The organism is Rhizobium sp. 01N48 (assembly GCF_056399145.1).
The window spans coordinates 167,909-191,268 of the sequence record NZ_JBFTQT010000005.1 but is presented as its reverse complement, the minus strand read 5'-3'; the positions used below and the strand labels follow the sequence as shown (position 1 = coordinate 191,268).

Annotated in this window: 28 protein-coding genes and 1 tRNA gene; 12 read left to right on the top strand and 17 right to left on the bottom strand. The window is 61.1% G+C overall.

Annotated features, from left to right (window positions below):
- Positions 1–108: 108 nt before the first annotated feature.
- From AC1DOG_RS12735 to AC1DOG_RS12695, 9 genes are all read right to left on the bottom strand, one after another.
- Entirely contained in the window at positions 109–273 is a 165-nt protein-coding gene (locus AC1DOG_RS12735) for a DUF1328 domain-containing protein (RefSeq protein WP_018901089.1), read from the bottom strand.
- Positions 274–363: 90 nt separating this feature from the next.
- Entirely contained in the window at positions 364–528 is a 165-nt protein-coding gene (locus AC1DOG_RS12730; protein WP_181459267.1) for a hypothetical protein, read from the bottom strand.
- A 139-nt stretch (positions 529–667) separates the two neighbouring features.
- Complete coding sequence (locus tag AC1DOG_RS12725) at positions 668–850, bottom strand: hypothetical protein (protein WP_477928425.1); 183 nt, start codon at positions 848–850, stop codon at positions 668–670.
- A gap of 160 nt (positions 851–1,010) precedes the next feature.
- Complete coding sequence (locus AC1DOG_RS12720) at positions 1,011–1,760, bottom strand: ABC transporter ATP-binding protein (protein WP_477928423.1); 750 nt, start codon at positions 1,758–1,760, stop codon at positions 1,011–1,013.
- Positions 1,757–2,590 (bottom strand): ABC transporter ATP-binding protein, encoded by an 834-nt coding sequence (locus tag AC1DOG_RS12715; RefSeq protein ID WP_477928421.1) that lies wholly within the window; start codon positions 2,588–2,590, stop codon positions 1,757–1,759. Before AC1DOG_RS12715 ends, AC1DOG_RS12720 begins: the two co-directional genes overlap by 4 nt.
- Positions 2,587–3,534, bottom strand: coding sequence for an ABC transporter permease (locus tag AC1DOG_RS12710; protein WP_289730388.1), 948 nt, complete (start codon positions 3,532–3,534; stop codon positions 2,587–2,589). The genes AC1DOG_RS12715 and AC1DOG_RS12710 overlap by 4 nt, the downstream gene beginning before the upstream one ends.
- Positions 3,531–4,598, bottom strand: coding sequence for an ABC transporter permease (locus AC1DOG_RS12705; protein WP_018901084.1), 1,068 nt, complete (start codon positions 4,596–4,598; stop codon positions 3,531–3,533). Before AC1DOG_RS12705 ends, AC1DOG_RS12710 begins: the two co-directional genes overlap by 4 nt.
- A gap of 18 nt (positions 4,599–4,616) precedes the next feature.
- Complete coding sequence (locus AC1DOG_RS12700) at positions 4,617–6,260, bottom strand: ABC transporter substrate-binding protein (RefSeq protein ID WP_477928418.1); 1,644 nt, start codon at positions 6,258–6,260, stop codon at positions 4,617–4,619.
- Positions 6,261–6,311: 51 nt separating this feature from the next.
- Positions 6,312–7,370 carry a dipeptidase gene (locus tag AC1DOG_RS12695; RefSeq protein ID WP_477928416.1) on the bottom strand — a complete coding sequence of 353 codons (1,059 nt, stop codon included), beginning with the start codon at positions 7,368–7,370 and terminating at the stop codon, positions 6,312–6,314.
- A 258-nt stretch (positions 7,371–7,628) separates the two neighbouring features.
- Here AC1DOG_RS12695 and AC1DOG_RS12690 point away from each other — a divergent pair, with 258 nt between their 5' ends.
- Positions 7,629–8,138, top strand: a complete 510-nt coding sequence (locus AC1DOG_RS12690; protein WP_477928414.1) for a DUF1993 domain-containing protein — start codon at positions 7,629–7,631, stop codon at positions 8,136–8,138.
- Positions 8,139–8,145: 7 nt separating this feature from the next.
- Here the strand turns inward: AC1DOG_RS12690 and AC1DOG_RS12685 are convergent, their stop codons facing one another.
- A complete protein-coding gene (locus tag AC1DOG_RS12685) occupies positions 8,146–9,666 on the bottom strand; it encodes an alkaline phosphatase family protein (RefSeq protein WP_477928412.1) in 1,521 nt (506 codons plus the stop codon).
- A 12-nt stretch (positions 9,667–9,678) separates the two neighbouring features.
- The gene (gene galE, locus AC1DOG_RS12680) at positions 9,679–10,662 is read right to left on the bottom strand and encodes a UDP-glucose 4-epimerase GalE (RefSeq protein WP_018901079.1); all 984 of its coding nucleotides are present in this window, start codon (positions 10,660–10,662) and stop codon (positions 9,679–9,681) included.
- 344 nt (positions 10,663–11,006) lie between these two features.
- Between galE and AC1DOG_RS12675 the strand changes: the two genes are divergently transcribed.
- Positions 11,007–11,789, top strand: a complete 783-nt coding sequence (locus AC1DOG_RS12675) for a class I SAM-dependent methyltransferase (RefSeq protein WP_111562706.1) — start codon at positions 11,007–11,009, stop codon at positions 11,787–11,789.
- 174 nt (positions 11,790–11,963) lie between these two features.
- Here AC1DOG_RS12675 and AC1DOG_RS12670 read toward each other — a convergent pair whose 3' ends face one another.
- The 4 genes from AC1DOG_RS12670 to AC1DOG_RS12655 are packed head-to-tail and all read right to left on the bottom strand — an operon-like array spanning position 11,964 to position 14,585.
- The gene (locus AC1DOG_RS12670) at positions 11,964–12,617 is read right to left on the bottom strand and encodes a CDP-alcohol phosphatidyltransferase family protein (RefSeq protein WP_477928409.1); all 654 of its coding nucleotides are present in this window, start codon (positions 12,615–12,617) and stop codon (positions 11,964–11,966) included.
- Positions 12,614–13,006, bottom strand: a complete 393-nt coding sequence (locus tag AC1DOG_RS12665; protein WP_477928407.1) for a hypothetical protein — start codon at positions 13,004–13,006, stop codon at positions 12,614–12,616. Before AC1DOG_RS12665 ends, AC1DOG_RS12670 begins: the two co-directional genes overlap by 4 nt.
- Positions 13,003–13,953 (bottom strand): phosphatidate cytidylyltransferase, encoded by a 951-nt coding sequence (locus AC1DOG_RS12660; RefSeq protein WP_477928405.1) that lies wholly within the window; start codon positions 13,951–13,953, stop codon positions 13,003–13,005. Before AC1DOG_RS12660 ends, AC1DOG_RS12665 begins: the two co-directional genes overlap by 4 nt.
- Entirely contained in the window at positions 13,950–14,585 is a 636-nt protein-coding gene (locus AC1DOG_RS12655) for a lysophospholipid acyltransferase family protein (protein WP_477928536.1), read from the bottom strand. The genes AC1DOG_RS12660 and AC1DOG_RS12655 overlap by 4 nt, the downstream gene beginning before the upstream one ends.
- A 194-nt stretch (positions 14,586–14,779) precedes the next feature.
- Between AC1DOG_RS12655 and AC1DOG_RS12650 the strand changes: the two genes are divergently transcribed.
- The gene (locus tag AC1DOG_RS12650) at positions 14,780–15,094 is read left to right on the top strand and encodes a DUF6074 family protein (RefSeq protein WP_018901073.1); all 315 of its coding nucleotides are present in this window, start codon (positions 14,780–14,782) and stop codon (positions 15,092–15,094) included.
- A gap of 93 nt (positions 15,095–15,187) precedes the next feature.
- The gene (locus AC1DOG_RS12645; protein WP_477928404.1) at positions 15,188–15,517 is read left to right on the top strand and encodes a DUF2322 family protein; all 330 of its coding nucleotides are present in this window, start codon (positions 15,188–15,190) and stop codon (positions 15,515–15,517) included.
- Positions 15,518–15,735: 218 nt separating this feature from the next.
- Here AC1DOG_RS12645 and AC1DOG_RS12640 read toward each other — a convergent pair.
- A tRNA-Ser gene (locus AC1DOG_RS12640) sits at positions 15,736–15,825 on the bottom strand.
- A gap of 312 nt (positions 15,826–16,137) precedes the next feature.
- Here AC1DOG_RS12640 and rplU point away from each other — a divergent pair.
- The 4 genes from rplU to AC1DOG_RS12620 all read left to right on the top strand — a co-directional run bounded on the left by rplU (position 16,138) and on the right by AC1DOG_RS12620 (position 18,105).
- Positions 16,138–16,455, top strand: coding sequence for a 50S ribosomal protein L21 (gene rplU / locus AC1DOG_RS12635; protein WP_018901071.1), 318 nt, complete (start codon positions 16,138–16,140; stop codon positions 16,453–16,455).
- Between the two features lie 34 nt (positions 16,456–16,489).
- A complete protein-coding gene (gene rpmA, locus AC1DOG_RS12630; protein ID WP_112429549.1) occupies positions 16,490–16,759 on the top strand; it encodes a 50S ribosomal protein L27 in 270 nt (89 codons plus the stop codon).
- A gap of 129 nt (positions 16,760–16,888) precedes the next feature.
- Positions 16,889–17,521 (top strand): GNAT family N-acetyltransferase, encoded by a 633-nt coding sequence (locus AC1DOG_RS12625; RefSeq protein WP_113009310.1) that lies wholly within the window; start codon positions 16,889–16,891, stop codon positions 17,519–17,521.
- Positions 17,518–18,105, top strand: coding sequence for a GNAT family N-acetyltransferase (locus AC1DOG_RS12620; RefSeq protein WP_477928402.1), 588 nt, complete (start codon positions 17,518–17,520; stop codon positions 18,103–18,105). The genes AC1DOG_RS12625 and AC1DOG_RS12620 overlap by 4 nt, the downstream gene beginning before the upstream one ends.
- A 40-nt stretch (positions 18,106–18,145) precedes the next feature.
- Here the strand turns inward: AC1DOG_RS12620 and AC1DOG_RS12615 are convergent, their stop codons facing one another.
- On the bottom strand, positions 18,146–19,012 hold the full coding sequence (locus AC1DOG_RS12615; RefSeq protein ID WP_477928534.1) for an endonuclease/exonuclease/phosphatase family protein: 867 nt from the start codon (positions 19,010–19,012) through the stop codon (positions 18,146–18,148).
- Between the two features lie 79 nt (positions 19,013–19,091).
- Between AC1DOG_RS12615 and obgE the strand changes: the two genes are divergently transcribed.
- Genes obgE through AC1DOG_RS12595 form a run of 4 tightly spaced genes read left to right on the top strand, consistent with a single transcriptional unit; the run spans position 19,092 to position 23,234 of the window.
- The gene (gene obgE / locus AC1DOG_RS12610; protein WP_018901066.1) at positions 19,092–20,171 is read left to right on the top strand and encodes a GTPase ObgE; all 1,080 of its coding nucleotides are present in this window, start codon (positions 19,092–19,094) and stop codon (positions 20,169–20,171) included.
- Positions 20,164–21,333: a glutamate 5-kinase gene (proB, locus tag AC1DOG_RS12605; protein WP_477928399.1), complete on the top strand. Its 1,170-nt coding sequence runs from the start codon at positions 20,164–20,166 to the stop codon at positions 21,331–21,333. The genes obgE and proB overlap by 8 nt, the downstream gene beginning before the upstream one ends.
- A complete protein-coding gene (locus AC1DOG_RS12600; RefSeq protein WP_477928397.1) occupies positions 21,326–22,609 on the top strand; it encodes a glutamate-5-semialdehyde dehydrogenase in 1,284 nt (427 codons plus the stop codon). The genes proB and AC1DOG_RS12600 overlap by 8 nt, the downstream gene beginning before the upstream one ends.
- Positions 22,584–23,234, top strand: a complete 651-nt coding sequence (locus AC1DOG_RS12595; protein WP_477928395.1) for a nicotinate-nucleotide adenylyltransferase — start codon at positions 22,584–22,586, stop codon at positions 23,232–23,234. The genes AC1DOG_RS12600 and AC1DOG_RS12595 overlap by 26 nt, the downstream gene beginning before the upstream one ends.
- Positions 23,235–23,360 lie beyond the last annotated feature (126 nt).

Below are 23,360 nucleotides of genomic sequence, written 5' to 3'. Positions count from 1 at the left end.
AAAGTTGGACACTATTGCGACAATTCAAGTCAAGAGGTTTCGGCAAGTGGCGAACGCACGAAAAATCCGGCGCCTTTTGGACGCCGGATTTCATTGATTATGCTGGATTTAGACGCGGCGCATGAGCCGCGCGACAAGCGATACAACAAACAGCACCAGGAATATGAAGAACAGTACCTGGGCAATCGATGCTGACGCGCCTGCGATGCCGCCGAACCCCAAAACGCCGGCGATCAGGGCTACAACAAGAAATACGAGTGCGTAGTAAAGCATTGCCATCTCCATTTAGTCGTTGCTGACCAGATAACGATGATGTGCCTTTTTGGTTCCGTGCCTGGTGAAAAAGGGTTTGTTTTCGGCGCCCTAACCGATAACGCCGCAGACTACGGCTGCGAGAAAGGTGAACGCGGCCACGACCAGCGCCGCATTGGCTGCCAGATGCAAACGACCACGCGTCGTTGCCGGCTTCTTGGAGCGTGCGGAACGATAGTGGTCCGCGTGAGTATGCGACATACCCAAGTTTGCCATGTGTTGCCTCCGCCTATTTTCAGCTCTTATTGAGAGCTCAGTTTCTTATATAGTCTATCTGAATGGTAGAGATAAAATTCCACCAGATGTCGCTTGCTGAGAAAATCCGTCTTGCCTTGGACGGCCTAAAAGGGACGGTCTAACAGATGGTGTGCCAGGCCCAGATCAGGGAGCGCTCCACCGCGCTATCCTTGTAGGAACTCTTCTTCTTTGCAACGATCTTGCGGTCCCGCTTTGCCATCTTGAACAGCGGAGCTGCCCGCTTGGCAGCCTTGGCTGGAGGTGCGAAGTAACCCATGGTCATGCCGCCGAGAAAGAACATCTTTATCTCCATGATCACGAAAGCTAACAGCCGTTAACGCAATCATGACAGAAGCAAGGCAACTGTCAATAGTCTAGTCGATTGGTCGTGTTTTAACGGACCGTTATTCTTAACGGTCCGCCGATTGTTAAAAATTTCAATTACTTGAAAAGATTGGGCTTCAGACTTTCACGAAGCCCTTGCTCGCGACCATCAAACTTTTCGTGTAGTCCTCGTGAACCTCGGCCTTGGCGAGCTGTTCGGCTGTCAGGCGTTCGACCACGGTGCCGCCTCGCATCACGGCGAGGTTTTCGCACATGTGGGTGATGACGCCGAGATCGTGGCTGACCATGACGAAGGTCAGTTTCCGGTCACGCCTCACCTGCTCCAGAAGGTTCAGCACCTCGGCCTGCACGGAGGCGTCCAGCGCCGAAGTCGGCTCGTCGAGCAGCAGGATCGACGGCTCGACGATCAGGGCGCGGGCAATGGCGACGCGCTGGCGTTGGCCGCCGGAGAGCTGATGTGGATAGCGGAACCGGAAGCCATTGCCGAGGCCGACCTCATCGAGCGCACGGGCGATGCGTGTGTCGCTGTCCGAAATGCCGTGGATCGCCAGCGGCTCGAGCAGCAGCCGGTCGATGGTCTGGCGCGGATGCAGCGAACCGTAGGGGTCCTGGAACACCATCTGGACCTTGCGGTAGAAGGCCTTGCTGCGCTTGGAACCCGAGAGCTGCTCACCGTGGATCTTGATGGTTCCGGCTTTGACGGGAGCAAGGCCGGCGACAGCGCGCAGCAGAGTGGATTTTCCAGAGCCGGATTCACCGACGAGACCGAAGGACTGGCCCTCGGCAATCTCGACGCTGACATCCTTCAGCGCGTGGAAATGGTCGTAGATGACGGTGACATTGTCGACGGAAAGGGCTGCTGTCATGCCGCCCACTCCGGCTTGCGGTCCAGCACCGGCAATGGATGCCTGTTTTCGCCGATCTGGGGCATGCAGTTCAAAAGTCCTTGCGTATAGGGATGCTGGGCGTTCTTGAGTTCGGAGGCCTTCAGCTCCTCGACGACCTTGCCGGCATACATGACGATGACGCGGTCGCAGAAGGAGGAGACGAGGCGCAGGTCGTGGGACACGAAGATCAGGCCCATGCCGCGCTCGGCTACCAGGCGATCCATGATCCTGAGGACGTCGAGCTGCACGGTTACGTCGAGCGCCGAGGTCGGCTCGTCGGCGATCAGCAATTCGGGGTCGGCGATCAGCATCATGGCGATCATGGCGCGCTGGCCCATGCCGCCCGAAACTTCATGCGGATAGAGATTGAAGACGCGCTGCGGCTCGCGGATCTGCACGGCTTCGAGCATGGCGATCGCGCGATCGCGTGCTTCGCCCTTGCCAATCTTCTCGTGCGTTCTCAGCGTCTCGCAGATCTGCTTGCCGATTGTCATGACCGGATCCAGCGAATATTTCGGATCCTGCAGCACCATGGCGATGCGCTTGCCGCGCAGTTGCCGGCGCTCCTTGGCCGAGGCCGACAGAAGGTCGATGCCGTTGAAATCGAGCGTATCGGCCGTGACGATGCCGTGCGGCGGCGTCAGGCCCATGATGGCGCGGCCGGTCTGCGACTTGCCGGAGCCGGATTCGCCGACGATGCCCAGGCGTTCCTTGCCAAGCGTGAAGGAAACGCCGCGCACGGCTTCGATGACGCCGGTGCGCGTGGGGTAGCTGACCTTTAGGTTCTTGACGGTGAGAAGCGTGCTCATTGGCCGCTCTCCTTCGGGTCCAGCGCGTCGCGTAGGCCGTCTCCAAGTAGGTTGAAGCCGAGGCTGACAACGAGGATGGCGATCCCCGGCATGGCGGCGACCCACCATTGGTCGAGGATGAAGCGGCGGCCGGAGGCGATCATCGCGCCCCACTCCGGCAGCGGCGGCTGGGCGCCGAGGCCGAGGAAGCCAAGGCCGGCGGCCGTCAGGATGATGCCCGCCATGTCGAGCGTGACGCGCACGATCAGCGAGGAGATGCAGAGCGGCATGACATGACGCACGACGATACGCAGCGGCGATGCGCCCATGAGGCGGACGGCCGAGATGTAATCGGAGCGCCGCACCGTCAGGGTCTCGGCGCGCGCGATACGGGCGTATGGCGGCCAGGAGGTGATGGCGATGGCGATGATGGCGTTCTGGATGCCCGGGCCGAGTGCTGCGACGAAGGCGAGCGCCAGGACGAGCTTCGGGAAGGCGAGGAAGATATCGGTGATGCGCATCAAGATGGCATCGACCCAGCCGCCGGCATAGCCGGACACCGTGCCGACCAGAAGGCCGATCGGCGCCGAGATGATGGCGACGAGGACGACGACCATCAGCGTCAGGCGGGAGCCGTAAATCAGGCGCGAATAGATATCACGGCCCTGGTCGTCGGTACCGAGAAGATAACCCTCGGCGCCCGGCGGCAGAAGGCGGGCGTTGCGGAGATCGCCGACGACGGGCGAGTGCGTGGCCAGCACATCGGCAAAGGCCGCCATCACGAGCAGCGCGATGATGATGAAGAGACCAACGACCGCCAATCGGTTGGCGGTAAACTGTCGCCAGGTGACGTAGGCGCGGCCGAGGCGGGCTTGGGTGCGCGATTGCGGCCGGTCGGAGAGCAGCCACTCGCGGCGGGTCATCGGTCTGACATTGGTTGCGGTGTTGTTTGCTTGCATGCTCATCGGGTTCGGGTCCTGGGATCGAGGGTCCGATAAAGAAGATCAGACAAGAGGTTGATGCCGATGAAGACGGTGCCGATGACGATCGTGCCGCCAAGCACGGCGTTCATATCGGCATTCTGCAGCGAGTTGGTGATGTAGAGGCCGATACCGGGCCAGGAGAAGACCGTCTCGGTCAATACCGAACCTTCGAGCAGTCCGGCATAGGAGAGCGCGATGACGGTGACCAGAGGAACCGCAGCGTTCCGCAGCGCGTGGCCCCAGATCACCCGGGTTTCCGACAGGCCCTTGGCGCGCGCGGCAACCACATATTCCTGGCTAAGCTCGTTCAGCATGAAGCTGCGGGTCATGCGGCTGATATAGGCGAGCGAGAAATAGCCGAGCAGCGAAGCGGGCAGGATGATGTGGCGGAAGACGTCATAGAAGACGTCCCACTGCCCCTGCATGGCGCTATCGAGCAGATAGAAGCCGGTGACCGGCGTGAAGCTGTATTCGAAAACGATGTCGATGCGGCCGGGGAAGGCGACCCAGCGTAGCTTGGCGTAAAAGATCACCAGCGAGATCAGCGACAGCCAGAAGATCGGCACGGAATAGCCGATCAGGCCGATGACGCGAACGATCTGGTCGGCGAAGCTGCCGCGCTTGACGGCGGCGAGGACACCGAGCGGCACGCCGATCACCGAGCCGATGATGGTGCCGAGGGTGGCGAGTTCGATCGTTGCCGGGAAAACGCGCTTGATATCGACCATGACGGGATTGGTCGTCAGCACCGAGGTGCCGAAATCGCCGGCCAGGATCCCTTTGAGGTAGATATAGAACTGCTGGTAGAGCGGCAGGTCGAAGCCCATTTCGCGCCGCACGCGTTCAACCACGTGGGCGGGTGCGCGGTCGCCGAGAATGGCGAGCACCGGATCGATGGGCACGACGCGGCCGATGAAGAAGGTCACGGCCAGAAGGCCGAGATAGGTGGTGACGGCGGCGACCAGAAAACGGCCCACAGCCTTCGCAAAAGGAAGAGCACGGCCGGGTTTCGGCCGTGCTTCCGTCTTTGTTTCGACGATGCTCAATCTATCAATCCTGCCGGATCATTCCTTGCCGATCATGCCGACATAGTTGGTGTCGAAGCTCGGGCCGAGTTTGAAGTTCGATACGCCCTTGCGGTAGCCTGCGACTTCGGTCTGCTGGAAGATGAAGACGAACGGGCTGTTGGCCAGATACTTCTTCTGAATGTCCTGATACATCGCCGCGCGCTTGTCGTTGTCGCGCTCGAGCAGGGCAGCCTTGGCTTCCTTGTCCAGTTCAGGCGCTTCAAACGTGTTGCGCCATGCGAGCGTCTTCACCGTGCCGGCGTCGGAGTTATCCGGGTTGCTGGTGAAGGTATCGGCGTTGGAGTTCGGGTCGAAGTAGTCGGAGCCCCACTGGCCGATGTAGATGTCGTGCGTGCGGGCGCGGAACTTGGTCAGCGTCTGCTTGCCGTCACCCGGGATGATCTCCATCTTGATGCCGGCCTGGGCGACCGACTGCTGGATGGATTCGGCGATACCGGTTACCGGCTGCGTGTTGCGCACGTCGATGGTGACCGAGAAGCCGTCCTTCAGGCCTGCCTTGGCGAGCAGTTCCTTGGCCTTGGCGACGTCGAACTTGTAGGGGTTCTCGTCGAGCGCGCCGAGCTGGCCCTTCGGCAGGAAGGTCTGGTGGATTTCGCCGATGCCCTTGATCAGGGTGGCGCCGATCGCATCGTAGTCAACCAGGTACTTGAAGGCTTCCTGGACTTCCGGCTTCTTCAGGTTCTCGTTCTTGGAGTTGAGGCTGATGAAGTAGACGGTGCCCTTCGGCGCGCTTTCGCTGGCGAGGTCGGCGTTCTTGGCGACGGCGTCGAGGTCGCCGGGCTCCAGGTTGCGGGCGATGTCGATGTCACCGGCCTCGAGCGCCAGGCGCTGCGCAGAGCTTTCCTTCATGAAGCGATAGATGACGCGGGCGAGCTTGGCCTTTTCGCCATAGTAGTTGTCGTTGCGCTCGAGCACGACAACTTCGTTGGCGCGCCATTCGCGCAGCTTGAAGGCGCCGGAGCCGGCGTAGCCGGTCTTCAGCCACTCGTTGCCGAAATCGTTGTCGTACTTGTAGTCGGCCGACGGGGTGACCGGCTTGACGTGGTCGAGAACCAGCTTCTTGTCGACGACGGAAGCAACCGTTGCCGTGAGGCAGTTCAGGACGAAGCTTGGCGCGTAAGGCTTGTCGACCGTGAAGGTGAAGGTGTTTTCGTCGGTCGCCTTGGCTTTTTCGGTGACGTTGTCGCCCGTGATGCCGAACTGGGTGATGATAAAGGCGGGGCTCTTGTCGAGCTTGACGGCGCGCTCGAAGGACCATGCAACGTCTTCGGCGGTGATCGGGTTGCCGGAGGCGAACTTCATGCCGGGCTTCAGCTTGAACGTATAGGTCAGGCCGTCATCCGAAACGGTCCAGCTCTCGGCGAGATCGCCCTTGACCTTAGACGTGTCGGCCATGTCGAGGCGCACGAGCAGGCTGTAGGTGTTGCTGGTCATCTCGGCGGTCGAGAGCTCGAAGGCTTCGCCTGGATCCATGGTGATGATGTCGTCGATCGCGAAGCCCTCGACGAGGGTATCCTTCGGGGTCTCGGCGAAGGCGGCGGGCGCGGCCAGCATCAGGATGGAGAGAGCGGCGCCGGCGGAAAGCGCGCGGAAGCTGCGGTTCAATCTGGTCATCATCATATTTTTCGTCCCCTGTTCATTTTTGAATTTAGTCAAAGCACGTCAGCAGTCTCAGGCAGCCTCTTCTCCCCATGCCGAAGACAAAATCCGAAGCCAGTTTTCGCTGGCCATTTTCTTCAAATCCTCGCCACCATATCCAGCCGTCCGAAGCGCATCAATCAGCTTCTGGTTGCCAGAGGCGTCGCCGATTTTATCCGGTATGGTTGCGCCATCGAAGTCCGATCCGAGCGCTACGCAATCGATGCCGATGCGCTCGACGAGGTAGTCGATATGGCGAACCATGTCGCTGAGCGGCGTGTCGCCGTCCGAGCGGGCGTCGTCGCGCAGCATGGCGGTCGCATAGTTGAGGCCGACGAGGCCGCGGCTTTCCTTGATCGCGTCGAGCTGCTTGTCGGTCAGGTTGCGAGCAACAGGTGTCAGCGCATGGACGTTCGAGTGGCTGGCGACGAGCGGCTGGTCCGTCGTCTTCGCTACATCCCAGAAGCCCTTTTCGGTGATGTGGGCGAGGTCGATCATGATGCCCATGCGGTTGCACTCCCGAAGCAGCTCGAAGCCGGCATCGGTCAGGCCGAGGCCGGTATCCGGCGACATCGGGAAAGCAAAAGGAACGCCGTGGCCGAAGATGTTGTGCCGGCTCCAGACCGGGCCCAGCGAGCGCAGGCCCGCGGCATAGAAGACCTCCAGAGCGGCCAGATCCGTGCCGATCGCCTCGCAGCCTTCCATATGCATGACAGCGGCGAAGACGCCGTCGTCGATGCATTTGCGGATGTCCTTGACCGTGCGGCACAGACGCCAGGCGCCGGCGCGATCGAGGCGCAGTGCGATCGCGGCCATTTCATTAGCGATCCGCAGCGATGGCAATGGGTCGAGAGGGGCTGCGAGCGGGGTGACGTAGTGGCCATCCTTGTCGGGATCGGCGAAGACCAGATCGCCCGACGGGATGTAGATGGCGCAAAGGCCGCCGGCGAGGCCGCCTGCCTTGGCGCGAGGCGCATCGATGTGGCCGGCGTCCGTTCCGTTCGCAAACTCGGCAATGGGATCGCCGCCCTCCCGCTCATGCGTCCAGAGGCGGAGGAGAACGTCGTTGTGGCCGTCGAATACGAATTGCATGTCAGTTCCTGTAAGCCCAGCTCCCAGAGCCAGGGCGGGCGATGCGAAGCGCGCAGAATAGAAAAGCTGGCGGAATACGCCACCCCTTTTTTGAGATTATTTTGGAGCGACAACCCATGGTTAGGTGCAGCATTGCGGTCTCGATGGGGCTCTCCAAAAACACAGAGAATGCTGCGCCGGCCGATGAAAATGAGATGCTGCCTGACTATATGCTATCGCGGAAACGGTGGCCGATCGTCGGCCCCGGCGGAGAGCGCAATGTCTATTTCAATCTATCGCCTGACAGTGCCTGTATTTCAGCGCGGCCTGACAACCTTGACCAACTATCTCGACAAGGCGGAGGCCTTCGCCAGCGAGAAGGGAATCGATCCCGTGGAGCTCGTCGCGACGCGGCTGGCACCGGACATGCTGCCGTTTTCCGGCCAGTACCAGCGGGCCACCGATAGCGCCAAGCTTGCCATTGCACGGCTAACGGGTACGGACGCGCCGAAATTCGAGGACAACGAAACGACGATCGCCGATCTCAGGGCGCGCGTCGCGAAAACGGAAGCCTATCTCGCGACCGTTTCGCCGGATACGCTCGATGGTGCCGAAACCCGCGAGGTTGTCATTTCTCCCGGCGGCAACAGAACGGTCTTTCGTGGCGACGATTACGTCTTGAGCTTCGCGCTGCCGAATTTCTATTTCCACATCTCGATGGCGCACGCGATCCTGCGCAACAAGGGTGCGCAGGTCGGCAAGCTCGATTATCTCGGGCGGTTCTCCTGACGATCAATCAGGGCCGGTGTCGAACCGGCCCTTTCTCCGTCAGCTCGGTGTAGGCCAGGGTCTGGTCGAGGTGGCGGGCGCGCAGCGACAGCAGCTTTTCCGCGTAGGCGAGCCGTGTCGAGGCGTGCGCTGGGTCGGCCGCGATATTTCGCAGCTCCATTGGGTCGTTCCTGAGATCGAAGAGCAACGGTGCCAAGCCGGCGAAATGCACATATTTGAAATTCTCGTCCCTGACGACGGCGAGATTGCATTCGTTGGATCGCAGGTCGAATTGCCGCTCGGCATGCTGGTGAGCGACGTCGCGGAAATCGAACTCCCAGAAGGCCGCATCACGCCAGTTCGCGACGCCCTCCCCCTCGGTAAAGGGTAGCAGCGATTGCCCGTCCAAGCCGTTTTCCGGCTCGACGTTCAGGCGCTCGCACAGCGTCGGAAAGATATCGGCGGCGCTGGTGAAGCGCTCGACTGTTTCGCCGCGAGTGCCCGATCGCGGATCGCGAATGACCAAAGGGATGTGATAGCTCCCGTCAAAGAAGCCGCCCTTGCCGAAGGTCCAGTGATCGCCGGCCATCTCCGCATGATCCGACGTGAAGACGATGACCGTGTTTTCCCAAGCACCGGCATCCTTAAGCGAGGCCCAGATCCGGCCCAGCTGCGCGTCCACCTCTGCGATCATGCCATAATAGACGGCGCGGATTGCCGCGATGTCCTCGGCGTTCCAGTCATCGACCGGGCCGGTTGCGCCGTGGATGAAGCTGCCCTTGTCGTTTCGCGGCATCGCGTAGGCGAGATAGGGGTGTGATGCCTCCTCGCTCTGTCGATCGGCCGCACGGGAAAAGGCGGGCCCGTCCTCGGGCGAAAACATGTCGTTATAAGGCGTCGGCGCTGAAAATGGCGGATGCGGACGCAGGAAGGATATGTGCGCGAACCACGGATTATCCTGTTCGCCCAGCCAGCGAATGAACTCGCCAGTCAGGAAGGCCGTCTGCGTCTCGTCTTTCGAATAGGCGGTGGGCGCGTTGGAGATTTCGCCGGGTCGGGCGCCCAAGGGGATGTGAATATCGCGGCTCGTCGCGTCATCATGGCCGCGCGATCGCAGCCAGGACAGCCATTGTTTCTCATGTTCCGGAAGCAGTTGCCGCGCGGTGAAGCCGGGCAGCAGGCCTTCATAGGTGGTCAGATGCGGATCGTTGGTATCGATGCCGCGCGGGTCGGGCGCGGTATCCGTGTAGCCGAACAAGGTCGGCTCGTAGCCGGCACGGCGTGCCGCCAGTGCCATATTGTCGAACCTGCCATCGAGGGGCGAGCCGTTGCGGCAAACCCGATGGTTCATCTGGTAGAGGCCGGTATAGAGCGTGGCACGCGCCGGCGAACACGGCGCGGCGCCAGCAAAATGACGGGCAAACAGCGTGCCTTCGGCCGCCAGCGCATCGACATTCGGTGTCCTGACGCAGGCGTGATTGCGTGCAGAGAGACAATCACCGCGCCACTGGTCCGCGGTGATCAGCAGAATGTTCGGTTTGCCCGTCATCGATCTGGCCAATCAGTGATGGTTGGATTTCGAATGCCAGTTCCAGGCCGAGCGGATGATCTGGGAGAGATCATGCTGCGGCACCCAGCCGAGCACTTCGCGGGCCTTGTCGTTGTTGGCGACCAGCGTGTGCGAATCGCCTTCGCGGCGGCCGACATATTCGACGGGGAATGGCTTGGCGGAGACGTCTTCGATCGCGCCGAGCAGTTCCTTGACCGTCGTGCCGGTGCCGGTGCCGAGATTGAGCGCAACCGATTCGCCGCCGCGCAGCAGATGCTCGACAGCGCGGACATGCGCGTCGGCAAGATCGAGCACGTGGATATAGTCGCGCACGCAGGTTCCGTCGCGGGTCTCGTAATCGCTGCCGAACACCTTGAAGCCGTCGCGCCGTCCGAGTGCTGCATCGATCGCGAGCGGGATGGCGTGGGTTTCCGGCTGATGCCACTCGCCGATACGGCCTTCGAAATCGGCGCCGGCGGCATTGAAATAACGCAGCACGACCGAGCGGAAGCCGGTGTACTTGTCGTAATCGGCAAGCGCCTGCTCGACGATGTATTTCGTCTGGCCATAGGGGTTGATCGGCACCTGCCGGTGAGTTTCATCCAGCGGCACGCTCTGCGGCAGACCATAGGTCGCGCAGGTGGAGGAGAAGACGAAGGCCTTGATGCCGGCCGCCTGGGCCGCTGCCAGCAAGGTCAGCGTGCCGATGACGTTGTTTTCGTAGAAGGCGACCGGATCCTTTACGGATTCACCTACCTCGATCAGGGCCGCGAAGTGCAGGATGGCTGCGGGCTTGTGCTTGGCCAGAACCTCGTCGAGGCGCGCGCGATCCCTGATATCGCCTTCCTCGGCTGGGCCCCATTTGACGAACTCGCGGTGCCCGTTCGAGAAGTTGTCGTAAACGACGGGCTTGAAGCCCTTGTTGGCGAGATCGAGACATGTGTGGGAGCCGATATAGCCTGCACCACCAACGACCAGAACTGTTTCACCTGCCATGCACCACCTTCTGTGATTTGGAATCGGACAGCACCAGAGTTAGGCCAACGACATGGCGATAAAAAGAACGAAGTGGGCTGCACGCCGCTTTCGCCGCATCTTCTGGCCAACGCGATTAGCGAATTTTGTTAGCCGAGATCGAAGACCGGTCGAATGAGGATTATTCGCCTGCGATGCATGATCAAGGTTCTCCCGATCGACAATATCATTGGCGCCATTGGTAGTGGCCGGAAATCTTGCTACCTATGATACTGCCTTATTTTAKCTTTCATGCATGGTCTATGCTTTGTGTCTTGTTATGTCTGTTTCAATAGACTTCAAAGATATCTGGAAAAACATCGCGCATGGATGCAGCTATTCGCAAGTTTATCTTTCATGATCTTCAAACGATCGAGGGTTACATCGATCCCCCGGATGCGCTGGTGTTCCTGGCGATCCTCCAGCATCAGGCTCTGGCCGGTTTTGAAGGGGCGATTGCGGAGATCGGCGTCTATTACGGGCGATCCTATTTCCTCTTTCGGCGCATCTGCGGTGACGAGCAGCGAATCGTTGCCATCGATCTTTTCGATCTCGACAGTGCAACGAAGGGCAGTGCGCAGTATCTGCAATTTGTCGAAAACGGCCGACGGCTCGGGCTTCCTGTGTTGGAAGACCTGGTGATCAAGGGCGACAGCACGCTTCTGAAGCCTGCGGATATCTTCGCGAAAGTGGGGCCGGTCCGCTTCTTCAGCATCGATGGCGGGCACATGCTGCATCACGTCATGTCCGACACGCATCTGGCGGCGGATACGCTGACCGATCATGGCATCATCGCCTTCGACGATACGTTCAACCCGACATGGCCGGAGGTGACGGTTGGCGTCGCCGATTTCCTGCGCGAGCAGCAGGGCGAGTTCGCGGTCTTCTGTATTACCAAATACAAGACCTATGTCTGCCGCCGGGCATTTCACGCCGAATATTCCAGGGCAATTGCCGCCTCTCCCGATCTCGCCGCTTTCGAACATGTCGAAACCGAGTTTCTCGGCTCCAAGGCGGCGCGGCTTGAAAATCCGATGCGCCGGCGTCTCGTGCACCAGCTTCTGGTGCGCAGCGGCATGAGCGTGTTTTCGGAGAGGGCCTATAGATAGCCGGCTTTGCGGTGAGGGGGCGATAGGAAGAAAAATGCCTCGCCGAAGCGAGGCTAGTCCAAGGCCGCTTCGGGGAAAACAGAAGCGACGCGGCTGTTTTATTGCTGCGCTAACTTTCCGCAAGCGCAGTTTCGCGAATTTCGGTACGCCCGGCGAAATGGCGCGGAAAGACAGTCACGACCGGCTGCCGCTGCTTTTCAAGCCCGCAACAAGCCGGCGTCCGCGACGCAGAGCTGTGAATGCGGCGCCGACCGCGATCAGCCATAGCGCGGCAAGCAAGATTTCATTGGTGCCACCCCAGAGCGGCTGAAACACCGATAGAATAGCGGCGCCCGTTATCGTTGCCATGCGGTGCTGCTTGGCCATGGGGCCGGAGAAATCGCTCGGCTGGCCGGTGGCGCGGCCGAGCTCGCGGACATAGGCGGTGAGCACAGCAAAGGCCGCCGCCGCCCAGCCGAGCCCCGGCGCCCCGATGCCCGCCCCTGCCCCGACGAGGATCAGGATATCGGCAACCCGGTCCGGGAATTCATTCCAGAATGGCCCATCGGCCGCCCCCTTCCCGCCCTCGACCGCGACCATGCCATCGAAGAGATTGCAGAGCAGCCGCAGCTGGCAAAAGAGCGCAGCCGCGACGAAGAAGGGCGCCTGCGCCCAGCCCGCTTGCTGTCCCGACAAAAAGAAGGCGCCGCCGGCGAGTGCTGCCGCGATCATGCTTGCCTGCGAGATCTGATTGGGCGTGATTGATTTCGACGCCAGCCATTGCGCCGTCGAGCGCGCCCAGTGTGTGTCGCGGCTCGCCAGCGGCCTGCGGTCACCTGTTTCGGTCATGTCCGCTCCCCCTTCCGGTACAGTGAATAGTTGTAGATCGCCGCGTAGCTGGTCGAAACGGCCAGCGGCAGCGCGATTGTTTTCAGAATTTCGGGCGTGCCGCTCAACGCGTGGATCGTTGCGAGAATGGCGCTCGATGCCAGGCAGGCGATCAGCGGCGGCGCCCAGAGGGCCTGCGTTCCATTCATCCGGCGTGACAGCTGCTCGACCGCGGTCTTGAGAAACAGCGTCAGGCAGGCTGACAATGCGCCCTGGACGAGACCGGCAAGCAGGAAGCGGCTCGGTGGGTAATCCCGGTTTGCAAACATCGCCCAGCCGCCCATGGCGCAGAAGGCGAATGCGAGATGGGTGATGCTGTTGCCGGCGATGCGCCGCAGCCTAGTCGTCATGTGGCCGACCACCAATAGCGGACGAGATGGAAGAAGATCGGTGCGGAAAAGACGACGGAATCGAGCCGGTCGATCAGGCCGCCATGGCCCTCGATCAGGTTGCCCCAATCCTTGACGCCGCGGTCGCGCTTGATCGCCGACATCACCAGTCCGCCGAAGAAGCCCATCATGGTGATGACGAAAGCCAGCAGCCCGGCCTGGAAGGGTGTGAACGGCGTGATCCACCAGAGGCCTGCGCCAATCAGCGTGGCGCTGGCAACGCCGCCGACAAAGCCCTCTACGGTCTTGGAGGGCGACAGCTTCGGCGCGATCTTGGTGCGGCCGAAAAGCTTGCCCCAGACATATTGGAGCACATCGCTCAGCTGCACGATGATGACGAGAAAGGCGATGAGCAGCACATTGCGGCCCTCATAGCCCGGAATATCGAGCGTCAGCAGCGCCGGCACGTGGGAGGCGCAGAAGACGCAGATCATCAGCGCCCATTGCACCTCCGCAATCCGATCGAGAAAGCGCTCGGTGTCGCCACGCAGCACCGAGATGATCGGCATCAGCAGGAAGGCATAGACGGGAATGAAGATCGCGAAGATGCCGTATTGCTTCGTCCAGAGGAGGAAATACTGTAGCGGCAGCACGACGAAGAAAGCGGTCGCCAGCGCCCAGTGATCGGCGCGTTTGGTGTGCGTCAGCGTGATGAACTCGCGCAGCGCCGCGAACGAGCAGAAGCCGAAAAGCACAAGGATGCCGACCCGGCCGATCATGAAGGCGATGCCGATCAGGATCGCCATCACCCACCACGCCTTGATGCGCGCGTTGAGGTTCTCGATCGAGGCGTTGGCCCCATCGGGCGAGAGGCGGCGCTGCAGCACATAGCCGACTGCGGATGCGACGACGAGCACCGCGAGAATACCGAGGACGAGCGTAAGGAGGTCGGAATTGGCCGTGTTCATTCGCTACCGCCTGGCTGTTTTGGAGAGAGATCGAGAAGGGCCGTGCGCGCCCGGTCGAGAAAGGCCTGCTTGTCTTCGCCGGTATGCATGTGCATCGGCTCCCCGAAGGTGACGGTGCAGATCAAGGGGATCGGAACGATCTCGCCCTTCGGCATGACGCGGTTGAGATTGTTGATCCAGACGGGGACGAGGCGGATATCCGGACGCACTGACGCAAGATGAAAGAGCCCGCTCTTGAACGGCAACAGCGGTGCCTCCGTCAGATTGCGGGTTCCCTCCGGAAAGAGAATGAGCGACGAGCCGGCATCCAGCGCATTCGCCATCACCTCGATCGGATCGCTGGTCCGCTTATCCCGCTCGCGCTCGATTAGCACGGCATCGAACACATCGCTGCCGATGAAGCGCGTGATCGCCGACTTCAGCCAGTATTCCGCACCTGCCACCGGACGCGTGGATCGGCGCAGGCGGGGCGGCAGAACGGCCCAGACCAGAATGAAATCGCCATGGCTCGAATGATTGGCGAAATAGATGCACCTTTCCGTTGTCGGGCCGTCGCTTGTCCAAATGGCGCGCACGGCCGTTATGGCGCGCGCAAACAGAACGATGGCCGTCGCCACCGGCCCCGCGATCATCTTCCGTACCAAATCGATCCCCCATCCACCTGACACATATAAGATGTGTAGCCGTGTTTAAGGCGGATCAAAAGCCCCCGGTTTCGCGCAAACGCTAGCAAGTCACGACCATCCCGGCACAACGCGTCGAATGGTGGGGGAAAGCGTTAACCATGCTTCGGTAGGAATGGTGTCGAACACAACGGAACGAATCGATGTCGGTAAACACAAGCAAGAGTTTGAAGGCCATGACCACAAGTGAAATCGTCCTTTTTCCTGTGGCCTCGCGCGCCGGCGACATCGATCGCAGCGCCGCCGAACTCGAGCGCCTGCATGGTGCCGATGCCGTCCAATACTGGAAGACCGAATGCCGGCGCTTGGCGAGCGAACTCGAATCGCTCGGCCTGCCAGAGGCGGAAGTTCGCCATCAGGTGATGGTTTTCCAGGCCGAGGTTCAGCAGGCCCTCGTGCAGCGTTCGCAGTCGCGGGCGATTTCACAAAGCCGCAGCGGTCGCGCGCTGAAGCGGTAAGCGGGCGAGGCATCGGCCTCTCTGAGGGCATGGCGATATGGAGCCGAAGCTGCTAGACGCTGGGCCAACCTGCCACGCGAAAAGGAATACGCGATGATCCAGCCCACGGCTTCGTTCAAGGACAATCTGCAATTGCTGCCCTCAGTCGAAGGCCTTGCTCGCATAGACCTGACCGACCCGGCCGGCGTCATTGTCGCGACGATCGAAAACCAGCCGGGCAAGCAGGGATCGCTCGCGATCTACCAATATCTGCAGCAATGTTTCGGCATGCTCGACAAGCAAGCCGCAACCTACGCCCTCGAGCTCTTCGCCGAGCACACCGCCGACGCGAAAACCCGCCCCGGCGCCCATCCCAATATCGACCGCTTGCTCAATATCATCGGCGGCGCTGCGCCATTGGGCATTCAACTCGTTGCTCGGTGACAAGCGCCGCACAGGCTAAGCTGCGAGTTTGATTACGAGCTGATGAAGCACGTGGGGTCGACGACGTCGCCTTTGGTGCGCCAGCGTCCTGTGATCTGATCTCGAGAATATCGACCGCGAACAGAGGACATTGCGAACAACTGACAACCCGTTCGGCGCGAGGGTGTCACCTATGTCTTAGGTACGGATGGTTACCTGTGCATTCGGGTCGGGAAGAATGGCGGAGAGGGTGGGATTTGAACCCACGGTACCCTTGCAGGCACGCCGCATTTCGAGTGCGGTACATTCAACCACTCTGCCACCTCTCCGCGGTCTGGTTGACGCCGTTAGGCGCGGGCTGTCTCATAGCGAGAGTTTGGCGGGCTGGCAAGTCGTAATCTCAAGCCATTTCATCCTTTTGTCATCCTTTTACCTTGACAGTTTTTTTATGCTCGCGTATCTGCGCAACCCAATAGGTGTGGATAAGTCCGCGCCTTGTCCGTCCCGCGCCCGCGTGGGGCATCACCGGCAGCCAGAATTCCTGGGCAAAAGCCCTGAAATCCCTGCTTAACATCGACTGATAAAAAGACGGCCACCTGTTTGATGCGGGTCGAGCCGGAACGAACATGAAAGGATAAAAAATGTTCGCAGTCATCAAGACCGGCGGTAAGCAGTACCGTGTGGCAGCAAACGACGTGCTGACCATCGAGAAGCTTGAAGTAACCGCTGGCGAATCGATCGAATTCACCGAAGTCCTCGTAATCGGCGAAGGCGCCGATGCCGCGATCGGTGCTCCCTTCGTCAAGGGCGCGTCCGTCAAGGCCGAAGTCGTCGAGCACAACCGCGGCAAGAAGGTCATCGCCTTCAAGAAGCGCCGTCGTCAGAACTCGAAGCGCTCGCGCGGCCATCGCCAGCACCACACCGTTGTCCGTATCACGGACATCGTGGCTGCTAAGTAAGATCACGGGACTTAAGGTTTAAAGGAGAACTCCAATGGCACACAAAAAAGCTGGCGGTTCGTCGCGCAACGGCCGCGATTCTGAATCCAAGCGCCTTGGCGTGAAGAAGTTCGGTGGCGAGAACGTCATCGCAGGCAACATTATCGTGCGTCAACGCGGTACGCAGTGGCACCCGGGTTCCAACGTCGGCCTCGGCAAGGATCACACGATCTTTGCTCTCACCGCCGGCAATGTGAACTACCGTACGAAGGCCAACGGCCGCGTATACGTATCCGTGATGCCGAAAGCGGAAGCAGCGGAATAAGCCGGTAGCGCTTTATAGCAGCCGGTGTCTCATCGACCCGGCTGAGCGTATCAGGTTCAGTCAAGACAAAAGGGGAGATGGGGCACCACCCATCTCCCCTTTTTCTTTACCCTCAAGGAGGACTGAACCATGCAAGGCGAATTGTTACGGAGAGACCAAAGGTCTCCCGAAGAGAGGCTGCGGCCTGAGCGGTTAAGGACCGATTGCCCTGTCTTACTGTCGGAAAGGCTCGTCATGCGCGCGCCCCACGAAGAAGACATCGACGCCCTTGCCCATCTCGCCAACAACGCCAAAGTCGCCACAATGGTGTCGCGCATGCCGCACCCGTATACGGCCAATGATGCCGCCGACTTCGTGCGACGCACGAAAAATGGCGAGATTGGCAAGTGCGTCTATGCGATTACCAAAGCCGAAAACGGCGCCTTTATCGGTTGCTGCGGGGTCGAACCGCATCTTGATGGTCGCACCGTCGAGATCGGTTACTGGCTGGGCGAGCCCTACTGGAACCAGGGCTTCATGACAGAGGCCTGCCATGCGCTCGTCGACATGGTGTTCCGCACCCGCGAGGATGTCGACCAGATCGACGCTCGTTGCCGGGTGATGAACATCGCCTCGCGCCGCGTCATCCAAAAGTGCGGTTTTCAGTTCCAGGGATCGGGGCTTGCCGCGTCGCTGGCGCTTGGGAGCAACGTGCCGGTCGAATGGTACAGGCTCGACCGCAAGACCTGGATGTCGCTGAGAAGCTGGGGGAGCGTATTATGAGTGCGCTGAGCCTGGAAAGGCCAAGACCCCAGGTCGCCACCGCCGGTTCGCAGCCCGACATCAAGACTGAGCGGCTTTTGCTGCGGGCGCATCGGTTAAGCGATGCCGATGCGATCGCGGAATCGCTGTCCGATTTCGCGGTAACGCGGATGCTGGCACGGGTGCCTGCACCCTATGACCGGCAGGATGCGCTCGACTGGCTGGTGCCGGTGACGGCCGGCCGGCTGCCGGGCTGGCAGATGGCGATCACCAATGGCGATGACGCGCATATCGGCGTGGTGTCGATCGAGCTTCGTCATGGTCGCTGGCATCTCGGCTACTGGCTGAACCGCTATTACTGGCGGCGCGGCTATATGAGCGAGGCGGTTTCCGCCACGCTCGAGCGTTTCTCGCGGCGCATGCCCGAGACAGTCGTGCATTCCGGTGTCTTCGCCGACAATCCGGCGTCGCTGAGGCTGCAGGAAAAGATCGGCTTTCGCATGACCGGTTGCAGCGAGGTCTTCAGCTTCGCCCGCAACACGATGGTCACGCATGTCGAAACCATGCTGAAGCCCGGCGCGTTGCAGCAGAGCAAGAGCGCCTGATGAAAATTGGAGGCGCCCCACATTCGTCGGGGCGCCTTCTTCAATTGTCGATCTCGACCCAGACGGGGAAGTGATCGGACCCCATGGCCGAGGTGTCAATCCGTGCGGATCTTAGCCGGCTTCCAAGGCCTGAACTGACGAAGACGTAATCGAGATGCATGCGCTTGCCATGATTTGCGGGATCCATCCAGCTGTAGCTGTCGGGCTGATAGGCGCTGAGCGCTTCGAAGGCGTCAACAGGCGTGCCGACGCGTGCCGTGCGGCCGTAATATCCGTCCTTCCGGCCCGCGAAAGCGCAGTACTCGGGCGATTCCGGCAGCATGTTGAAGTCGCCCATGACGAGATAATCTTCGGGCAGCGGGAGCTCCCCGATCTCGAATTCGCGGGCGCCGGTCAGCGATCCGCCTTCATGGGGGAAGGCGTTGATGCGCTCATTGAGGTGTGCGAGTTGGCGGATGCGCTCGTCGCTGGAGACGTGATCGAGATGGACCGAGTAGACGCGCACGGCACCGCCGGGAAGGTCGATAACGGCCTCCGTGGCGCTGCGTTGCAGGTTGAGCTTGGTGAGCGTCCTGCTGCGCGGCAGAAGCAGCGTGCGGGTCGACAGGATCGGCCAACGCGAGAGGACCATGTTGCCGAACTGCATGCGCATGCCGCGCGGCGCGGATTGGCCGTCGATCTCCGCGACATGCAAATCGCAGCCAGGTCCATAGACCCAGAAATGGTCGGGGAACAGGGTGCTCAGATCAGCCACCATGTCGGGATATCGGTTTCGCGCGAAGCCGCGGGTGACTTCCTGGAGCGCGATGATGTCGCCGCCGGCAAGACTGTCGGCGATTCGTTTCAGATCGTACGTGCCGTCGAGACCGAAGCCGTACTGTATGTTATAGCTCGCAAACCTAACGATAATCTTTGACCTCCGGCTGAACGGCCTATATCGATCAGGCCAAGACGGGCGTCCAATGACACCGAATGATGGAAGTAAAATGAAATTTCTCGACGAAGCAAAGGTCTATATCAAATCCGGCAGCGGCGGCGCGGGTGCCGTGTCGTTCCGGCGCGAGAAGTTCATCGAGTTCGGCGGGCCTGACGGCGGTGACGGCGGACGCGGTGGTGACGTGTGGGTGGAGACCGTCAACGGTCTCAACACGCTGATCGATTTCCGCTTCCAGCAGCACTTCAAGGCGACGATCGGCACGCACGGCATGGGCCGCAACCGCACCGGCGCCAATGGCGAGCACGTGACGCTGAAGGTGCCCGTCGGCACCCAGATCTTCGAGGAAGACCAGGAAACGCTGATCTGCGACCTGACGGAAGAGGGGCAGCGCTATTGCCTCGCCCGGGGTGGCAATGGCGGGTTCGGCAACGCGCACTTCAAGACCTCGGTCAACCAGGCGCCTGATTGGGCCAATCCTGGCCTCGAGGGCGAGGAGAAGACGATCTGGCTGCGCCTGAAGCTGATCGCCGATGCCGGTCTGGTCGGTCTGCCGAATGCCGGCAAGTCGACGTTCCTCGCGGCCGTTACGCGCGCGCGCCCGAAGATCGCCAATTATCCGTTCACGACGCTGCACCCCAATCTTGGCGTTGCGACGATCGACGAGCGCGAATTCATTCTCGCAGACATTCCCGGCCTGATCGAAGGCGCGCATGAAGGCGTCGGCATCGGCGACCGGTTCCTCGGCCATGTCGAGCGTACGCGCGTTCTGCTGCATCTCGTTTCCGCGCAGGAAGAGAATGTCGGCAAGGCCTACAAGACGGTCAAGCACGAGCTCAGGGCCTATAGCGACGAGATCGGTGACAAGCCGGAGATCGTGGCGCTGTCGCAGATCGACGTTCTCGACAAGGCGACGCTGACGAAGAAGACCAAGGAACTGGCCAAGGCCTGCGGCAGTACGCCCTACCAGATCTCGGCGGCAACGGGCATGGGCATGACCGAGGTGTTGCGTGCGCTGCGCGATATCATCGTCGAGGCCAATGCAGAAGCCAACATTGCCGAGAAGCCGGCCAAAGCTTTGAAGGTGCGTCATCGCGATGTGATCGCCGACGAGGACGAGGCCAATGACTAGGCAGAAGGCGCTGGGTAGCTACCGGCGCATCGTTATCAAGATCGGCTCCGCGCTGCTCGTCGACCGCAAGACCGGCCTGAAGAAGAGCTGGCTGGACGCGATGTGCGCCGATATCGCGAAGTTGAAAAACGAGGGTGTCGACGTGCTCGTGGTGTCCTCGGGCGCCATCGCGCTCGGACGCTCGGTTCTCGATCTGCCCTCGGGTGCGTTGAAGCTCGAGGAGAGCCAGGCGGCGGCGGCGGTCGGCCAGATCGCGCTTGCGCGCGATTGGTCCGAGAGCTTGTCGCGCGACAGGATCGTCGCCGGCCAGATCCTGTTGACGCTTGGCGATACGGAAGAGCGTCGCCGCTATCTCAATGCGCGCGCGACGATCAACCAGCTCCTGAAGATCGGCGCCGTTCCTATCATCAACGAGAACGACACGGTTGCCACCAGCGAAATCCGTTATGGCGACAATGACCGCCTGGCGGCGCGTGTCGCGACGATGGCGGGCGCGGATCTTTTGATCCTGCTGTCGGATATCGACGGTCTCTATACCGCTCCTCCGCATCTCGATCCGGATGCGCAGTTCCTGGAGACGATCGCCGAGATCACGCCTGAAATCGAGGCGATGGCCGGCGGCGCTGCGTCCGAGCTGTCGCGTGGCGGCATGCGCACCAAGATCGATGCCGGCAAGATCGCGACGACCTCGGGCTGCGCGATGATCATCGCTTCAGGCAAGACCGACAGCCCGCTGTCTGCGATCGAAAACGGCGCGCGGTCGTCGTGGTTCGCGCCTTCGGGTACGCCCGTGACTGCACGGAAGACCTGGATCGCCGGTCAGCTGCAGCCGGCAGGCGAGCTCCATGTCGATGACGGCGCGGTGACGGCGCTGGGCGGTGGCAAGAGCCTGCTGCCCGCTGGTGTGCGCAAGGTTGTCGGCCTGTTCAGCCGTGGTGATACGGTGGCGATCATCGGGCCGAATGGCCGGGAGATCGCGCGCGGATTGGCGGGCTATGATGCCGAGGAAGCGCGCCAGATCACCGGCCGCAAGTCGAGCGAGATCGAGGCCATTCTCGGCTATGCCGGGCGAGCGGCGATGATCCATCGCGACGACATGGTCATGACCTCGCAAATCAATTCGAAATCGGAAAGGCAGAAGAAGGACGCCGCCCATGCTTGATACAGTCGTGCAAAGCCCTGACATTGACGTGCTGATGAATGACATCGGCCGCAAGGCCAAGGCTGCCGCGCGACCGTTGGCCTTCGCCTCGACCGACGCCAAGAACGCCGCCCTGAATGCCATGGCTGATGCGATCCTGGCGGATAGGGAGCGGATCCTCGCTGAAAACGCTCGGGATCTCCAGGATGCGGCGGGCTCGGACATGCTGCCCTCCTTCATCGACCGGCTGACGCTCACCGACAAGCGCGTCGCGGAGATGGCCGATGGCATTCGTGCGATCGCTGCATTGAAGGACCCTGTCGGCGAGGTGGTCAGCGCCTGGGATCGGCCGAACGGCCTAAAGATCGAGCGCGTGCGCACCCCGCTTGGCGTGATCGGCGTGATCTTTGAGAGCCGCCCGAATGTGACGGCGGATGCCGGCGCGCTCTGCGTCAAGGCGGGTAACGCCGTCATCCTGCGCTGCGGCTCGGATTCGCGTCGTTCATCGCAGGCTATCTATGAATGCATGGTGCGCGGCCTGAAGGCTGCCGGGCTTCCAGAGCATGCTATCCAGCTCGTTCCGACCACGGATCGCGCGGCCGTCGGCGCCATGTTGCGTGGATTGGATGGAGCGATCGACGTGATTATTCCGCGCGGCGGCAAAAGCCTTGTCGCGCGTGTGCAGAACGAAGCCCGGGTGCCCGTTTTCGCGCATCTGGAAGGGCTCTGCCATATCTATGTCGATGCATCCGCCGATCTAGACATGGCCAAGGAGATCGTCGTCAACGCCAAGATGCGCCGGACGGGCATTTGCGGTGCGGTCGAGACCATCCTGGTCGACAGCGCTGTCAGCGACACGCACCTCGTGCCGCTGCTTGAGGTTCTCTCGGATGCCGGCTGCGAAGTTCGCGGCTCCTTGAGCGTCGTGAAGGCGGCGCCGGGAACGAAGGCGGCGACCGAGGAAGACTGGTCGACGGAATATCTCGATGCGATCGTTTCGGTCGCTGTCGTCGATGGCATCGATGGTGCGATCAAGCATATCCAGACCTATTCGTCGAACCATACCGAAGCCGTGATCGCCGAAGACCCAGCTGTCGTGGAGCGCTTCTTCACCGAGGTCGATTCCGCCATCTTGCTGCACAATGCCTCGACGCAGTTTGCCGATGGTGGCGAATTCGGCATGGGTGCGGAAATCGGCATCGCGACCGGCAAAATGCATGCACGAGGCCCCGTCGGCGTCGAGCAGCTGACCTCGTTCAAATACCGCGTGCATGGCACCGGCCAAGTCCGGACCTGATGTGATCAACGACGAACTGGACCGACGCTATCTTCGCGTGCCGCATGCCGAGCGGGGCATGGTGGTCGGTCTGTTCGGCGGTTCCTTCAATCCGCCGCACCAGGGCCATGCGTTGGTGGCGGAGATCGCTATCAAGCGGCTTGGTCTCGATCAGCTGTGGTGGATGGTCACTCCGGGCAATCCCTTGAAGGATCCGAGCCAGCTACTGCCTTTGGCGGAGCGGGTGCGGCTCAGCGAAAAGCTTGCCAAGCATCCCGCGATCAAGGTCACCGCATTCGAAAAGAAATTCGGCACGACCTTCACCGCGGAAACGCTGGCGCGGATCAAGATCAGCAACCCGCATGTGCATTTCATCTGGATCATGGGCGCCGACAGCCTGAAGACCTTTCATCGCTGGCAGCGGTGGCAGGATATCGCCCGCATGTTTCCGATCGCGGTCATCGACCGGCCGGGTGCGACGCTGTCGTTCCTGTCGTCGAAGATGGCCAAGACCTTCGATTTCGCACGTGTCGACGAGGAAGATTCGAGAGCGCTCTGGAAGAAGCCGGCGCCGGCCTGGACATTCATCCACGGCCCGCGATCGCGACTGAGTTCGACGGCGATCCGCGCGCAAAACGGCGCTTAGCTCATTTCTCTCAATATCAAGCTGGAAAATGAAAAGCCCGACGGGGGAGGATCCGTCGGGCTTAAAACTTGACCGGCAACTGGGAGGAGGAGTGTTGCCGATCCGTTACCGAACAGCTTGGGAGGA

Coding starts and splice junctions, on each gene's coding strand:
- AC1DOG_RS12735 (WP_018901089.1), bottom strand. CDS start 273: ATGCTTTACTACGCACTCGTATTTCTTGTTGTAGCCCTGATCGCCGGC.
- AC1DOG_RS12730 (WP_181459267.1), bottom strand. CDS start 528: ATGGCAAACTTGGGTATGTCGCATACTCACGCGGACCACTATCGTTCC.
- AC1DOG_RS12725 (WP_477928425.1), bottom strand. CDS start 850: ATGTTCTTTCTCGGCGGCATGACCATGGGTTACTTCGCACCTCCAGCC.
- AC1DOG_RS12720 (WP_477928423.1), bottom strand. CDS start 1,760: ATGACAGCAGCCCTTTCCGTCGACAATGTCACCGTCATCTACGACCAT.
- AC1DOG_RS12715 (WP_477928421.1), bottom strand. CDS start 2,590: ATGAGCACGCTTCTCACCGTCAAGAACCTAAAGGTCAGCTACCCCACG.
- AC1DOG_RS12710 (WP_289730388.1), bottom strand. CDS start 3,534: ATGAGCATGCAAGCAAACAACACCGCAACCAATGTCAGACCGATGACC.
- AC1DOG_RS12700 (WP_477928418.1), bottom strand. CDS start 6,260: ATGATGATGACCAGATTGAACCGCAGCTTCCGCGCGCTTTCCGCCGGC.
- AC1DOG_RS12695 (WP_477928416.1), bottom strand. CDS start 7,370: ATGCAATTCGTATTCGACGGCCACAACGACGTTCTCCTCCGCCTCTGG.
- AC1DOG_RS12690 (WP_477928414.1), top strand. CDS start 7,629: ATGTCTATTTCAATCTATCGCCTGACAGTGCCTGTATTTCAGCGCGGC.
- AC1DOG_RS12685 (WP_477928412.1), bottom strand. CDS start 9,666: ATGACGGGCAAACCGAACATTCTGCTGATCACCGCGGACCAGTGGCGC.
- galE (WP_018901079.1), bottom strand. CDS start 10,662: ATGGCAGGTGAAACAGTTCTGGTCGTTGGTGGTGCAGGCTATATCGGC.
- AC1DOG_RS12675 (WP_111562706.1), top strand. CDS start 11,007: ATGGATGCAGCTATTCGCAAGTTTATCTTTCATGATCTTCAAACGATC.
- AC1DOG_RS12670 (WP_477928409.1), bottom strand. CDS start 12,617: ATGACCGAAACAGGTGACCGCAGGCCGCTGGCGAGCCGCGACACACAC.
- AC1DOG_RS12665 (WP_477928407.1), bottom strand. CDS start 13,006: ATGACGACTAGGCTGCGGCGCATCGCCGGCAACAGCATCACCCATCTC.
- AC1DOG_RS12660 (WP_477928405.1), bottom strand. CDS start 13,953: ATGAACACGGCCAATTCCGACCTCCTTACGCTCGTCCTCGGTATTCTC.
- AC1DOG_RS12655 (WP_477928536.1), bottom strand. CDS start 14,585: ATGATCGCGGGGCCGGTGGCGACGGCCATCGTTCTGTTTGCGCGCGCC.
- AC1DOG_RS12650 (WP_018901073.1), top strand. CDS start 14,780: ATGTCGGTAAACACAAGCAAGAGTTTGAAGGCCATGACCACAAGTGAA.
- AC1DOG_RS12645 (WP_477928404.1), top strand. CDS start 15,188: ATGATCCAGCCCACGGCTTCGTTCAAGGACAATCTGCAATTGCTGCCC.
- rplU (WP_018901071.1), top strand. CDS start 16,138: ATGTTCGCAGTCATCAAGACCGGCGGTAAGCAGTACCGTGTGGCAGCA.
- rpmA (WP_112429549.1), top strand. CDS start 16,490: ATGGCACACAAAAAAGCTGGCGGTTCGTCGCGCAACGGCCGCGATTCT.
- AC1DOG_RS12625 (WP_113009310.1), top strand. CDS start 16,889: ATGCAAGGCGAATTGTTACGGAGAGACCAAAGGTCTCCCGAAGAGAGG.
- AC1DOG_RS12620 (WP_477928402.1), top strand. CDS start 17,518: ATGAGTGCGCTGAGCCTGGAAAGGCCAAGACCCCAGGTCGCCACCGCC.
- obgE (WP_018901066.1), top strand. CDS start 19,092: ATGAAATTTCTCGACGAAGCAAAGGTCTATATCAAATCCGGCAGCGGC.
- proB (WP_477928399.1), top strand. CDS start 20,164: ATGACTAGGCAGAAGGCGCTGGGTAGCTACCGGCGCATCGTTATCAAG.
- AC1DOG_RS12600 (WP_477928397.1), top strand. CDS start 21,326: ATGCTTGATACAGTCGTGCAAAGCCCTGACATTGACGTGCTGATGAAT.
- AC1DOG_RS12595 (WP_477928395.1), top strand. CDS start 22,584: ATGGCACCGGCCAAGTCCGGACCTGATGTGATCAACGACGAACTGGAC.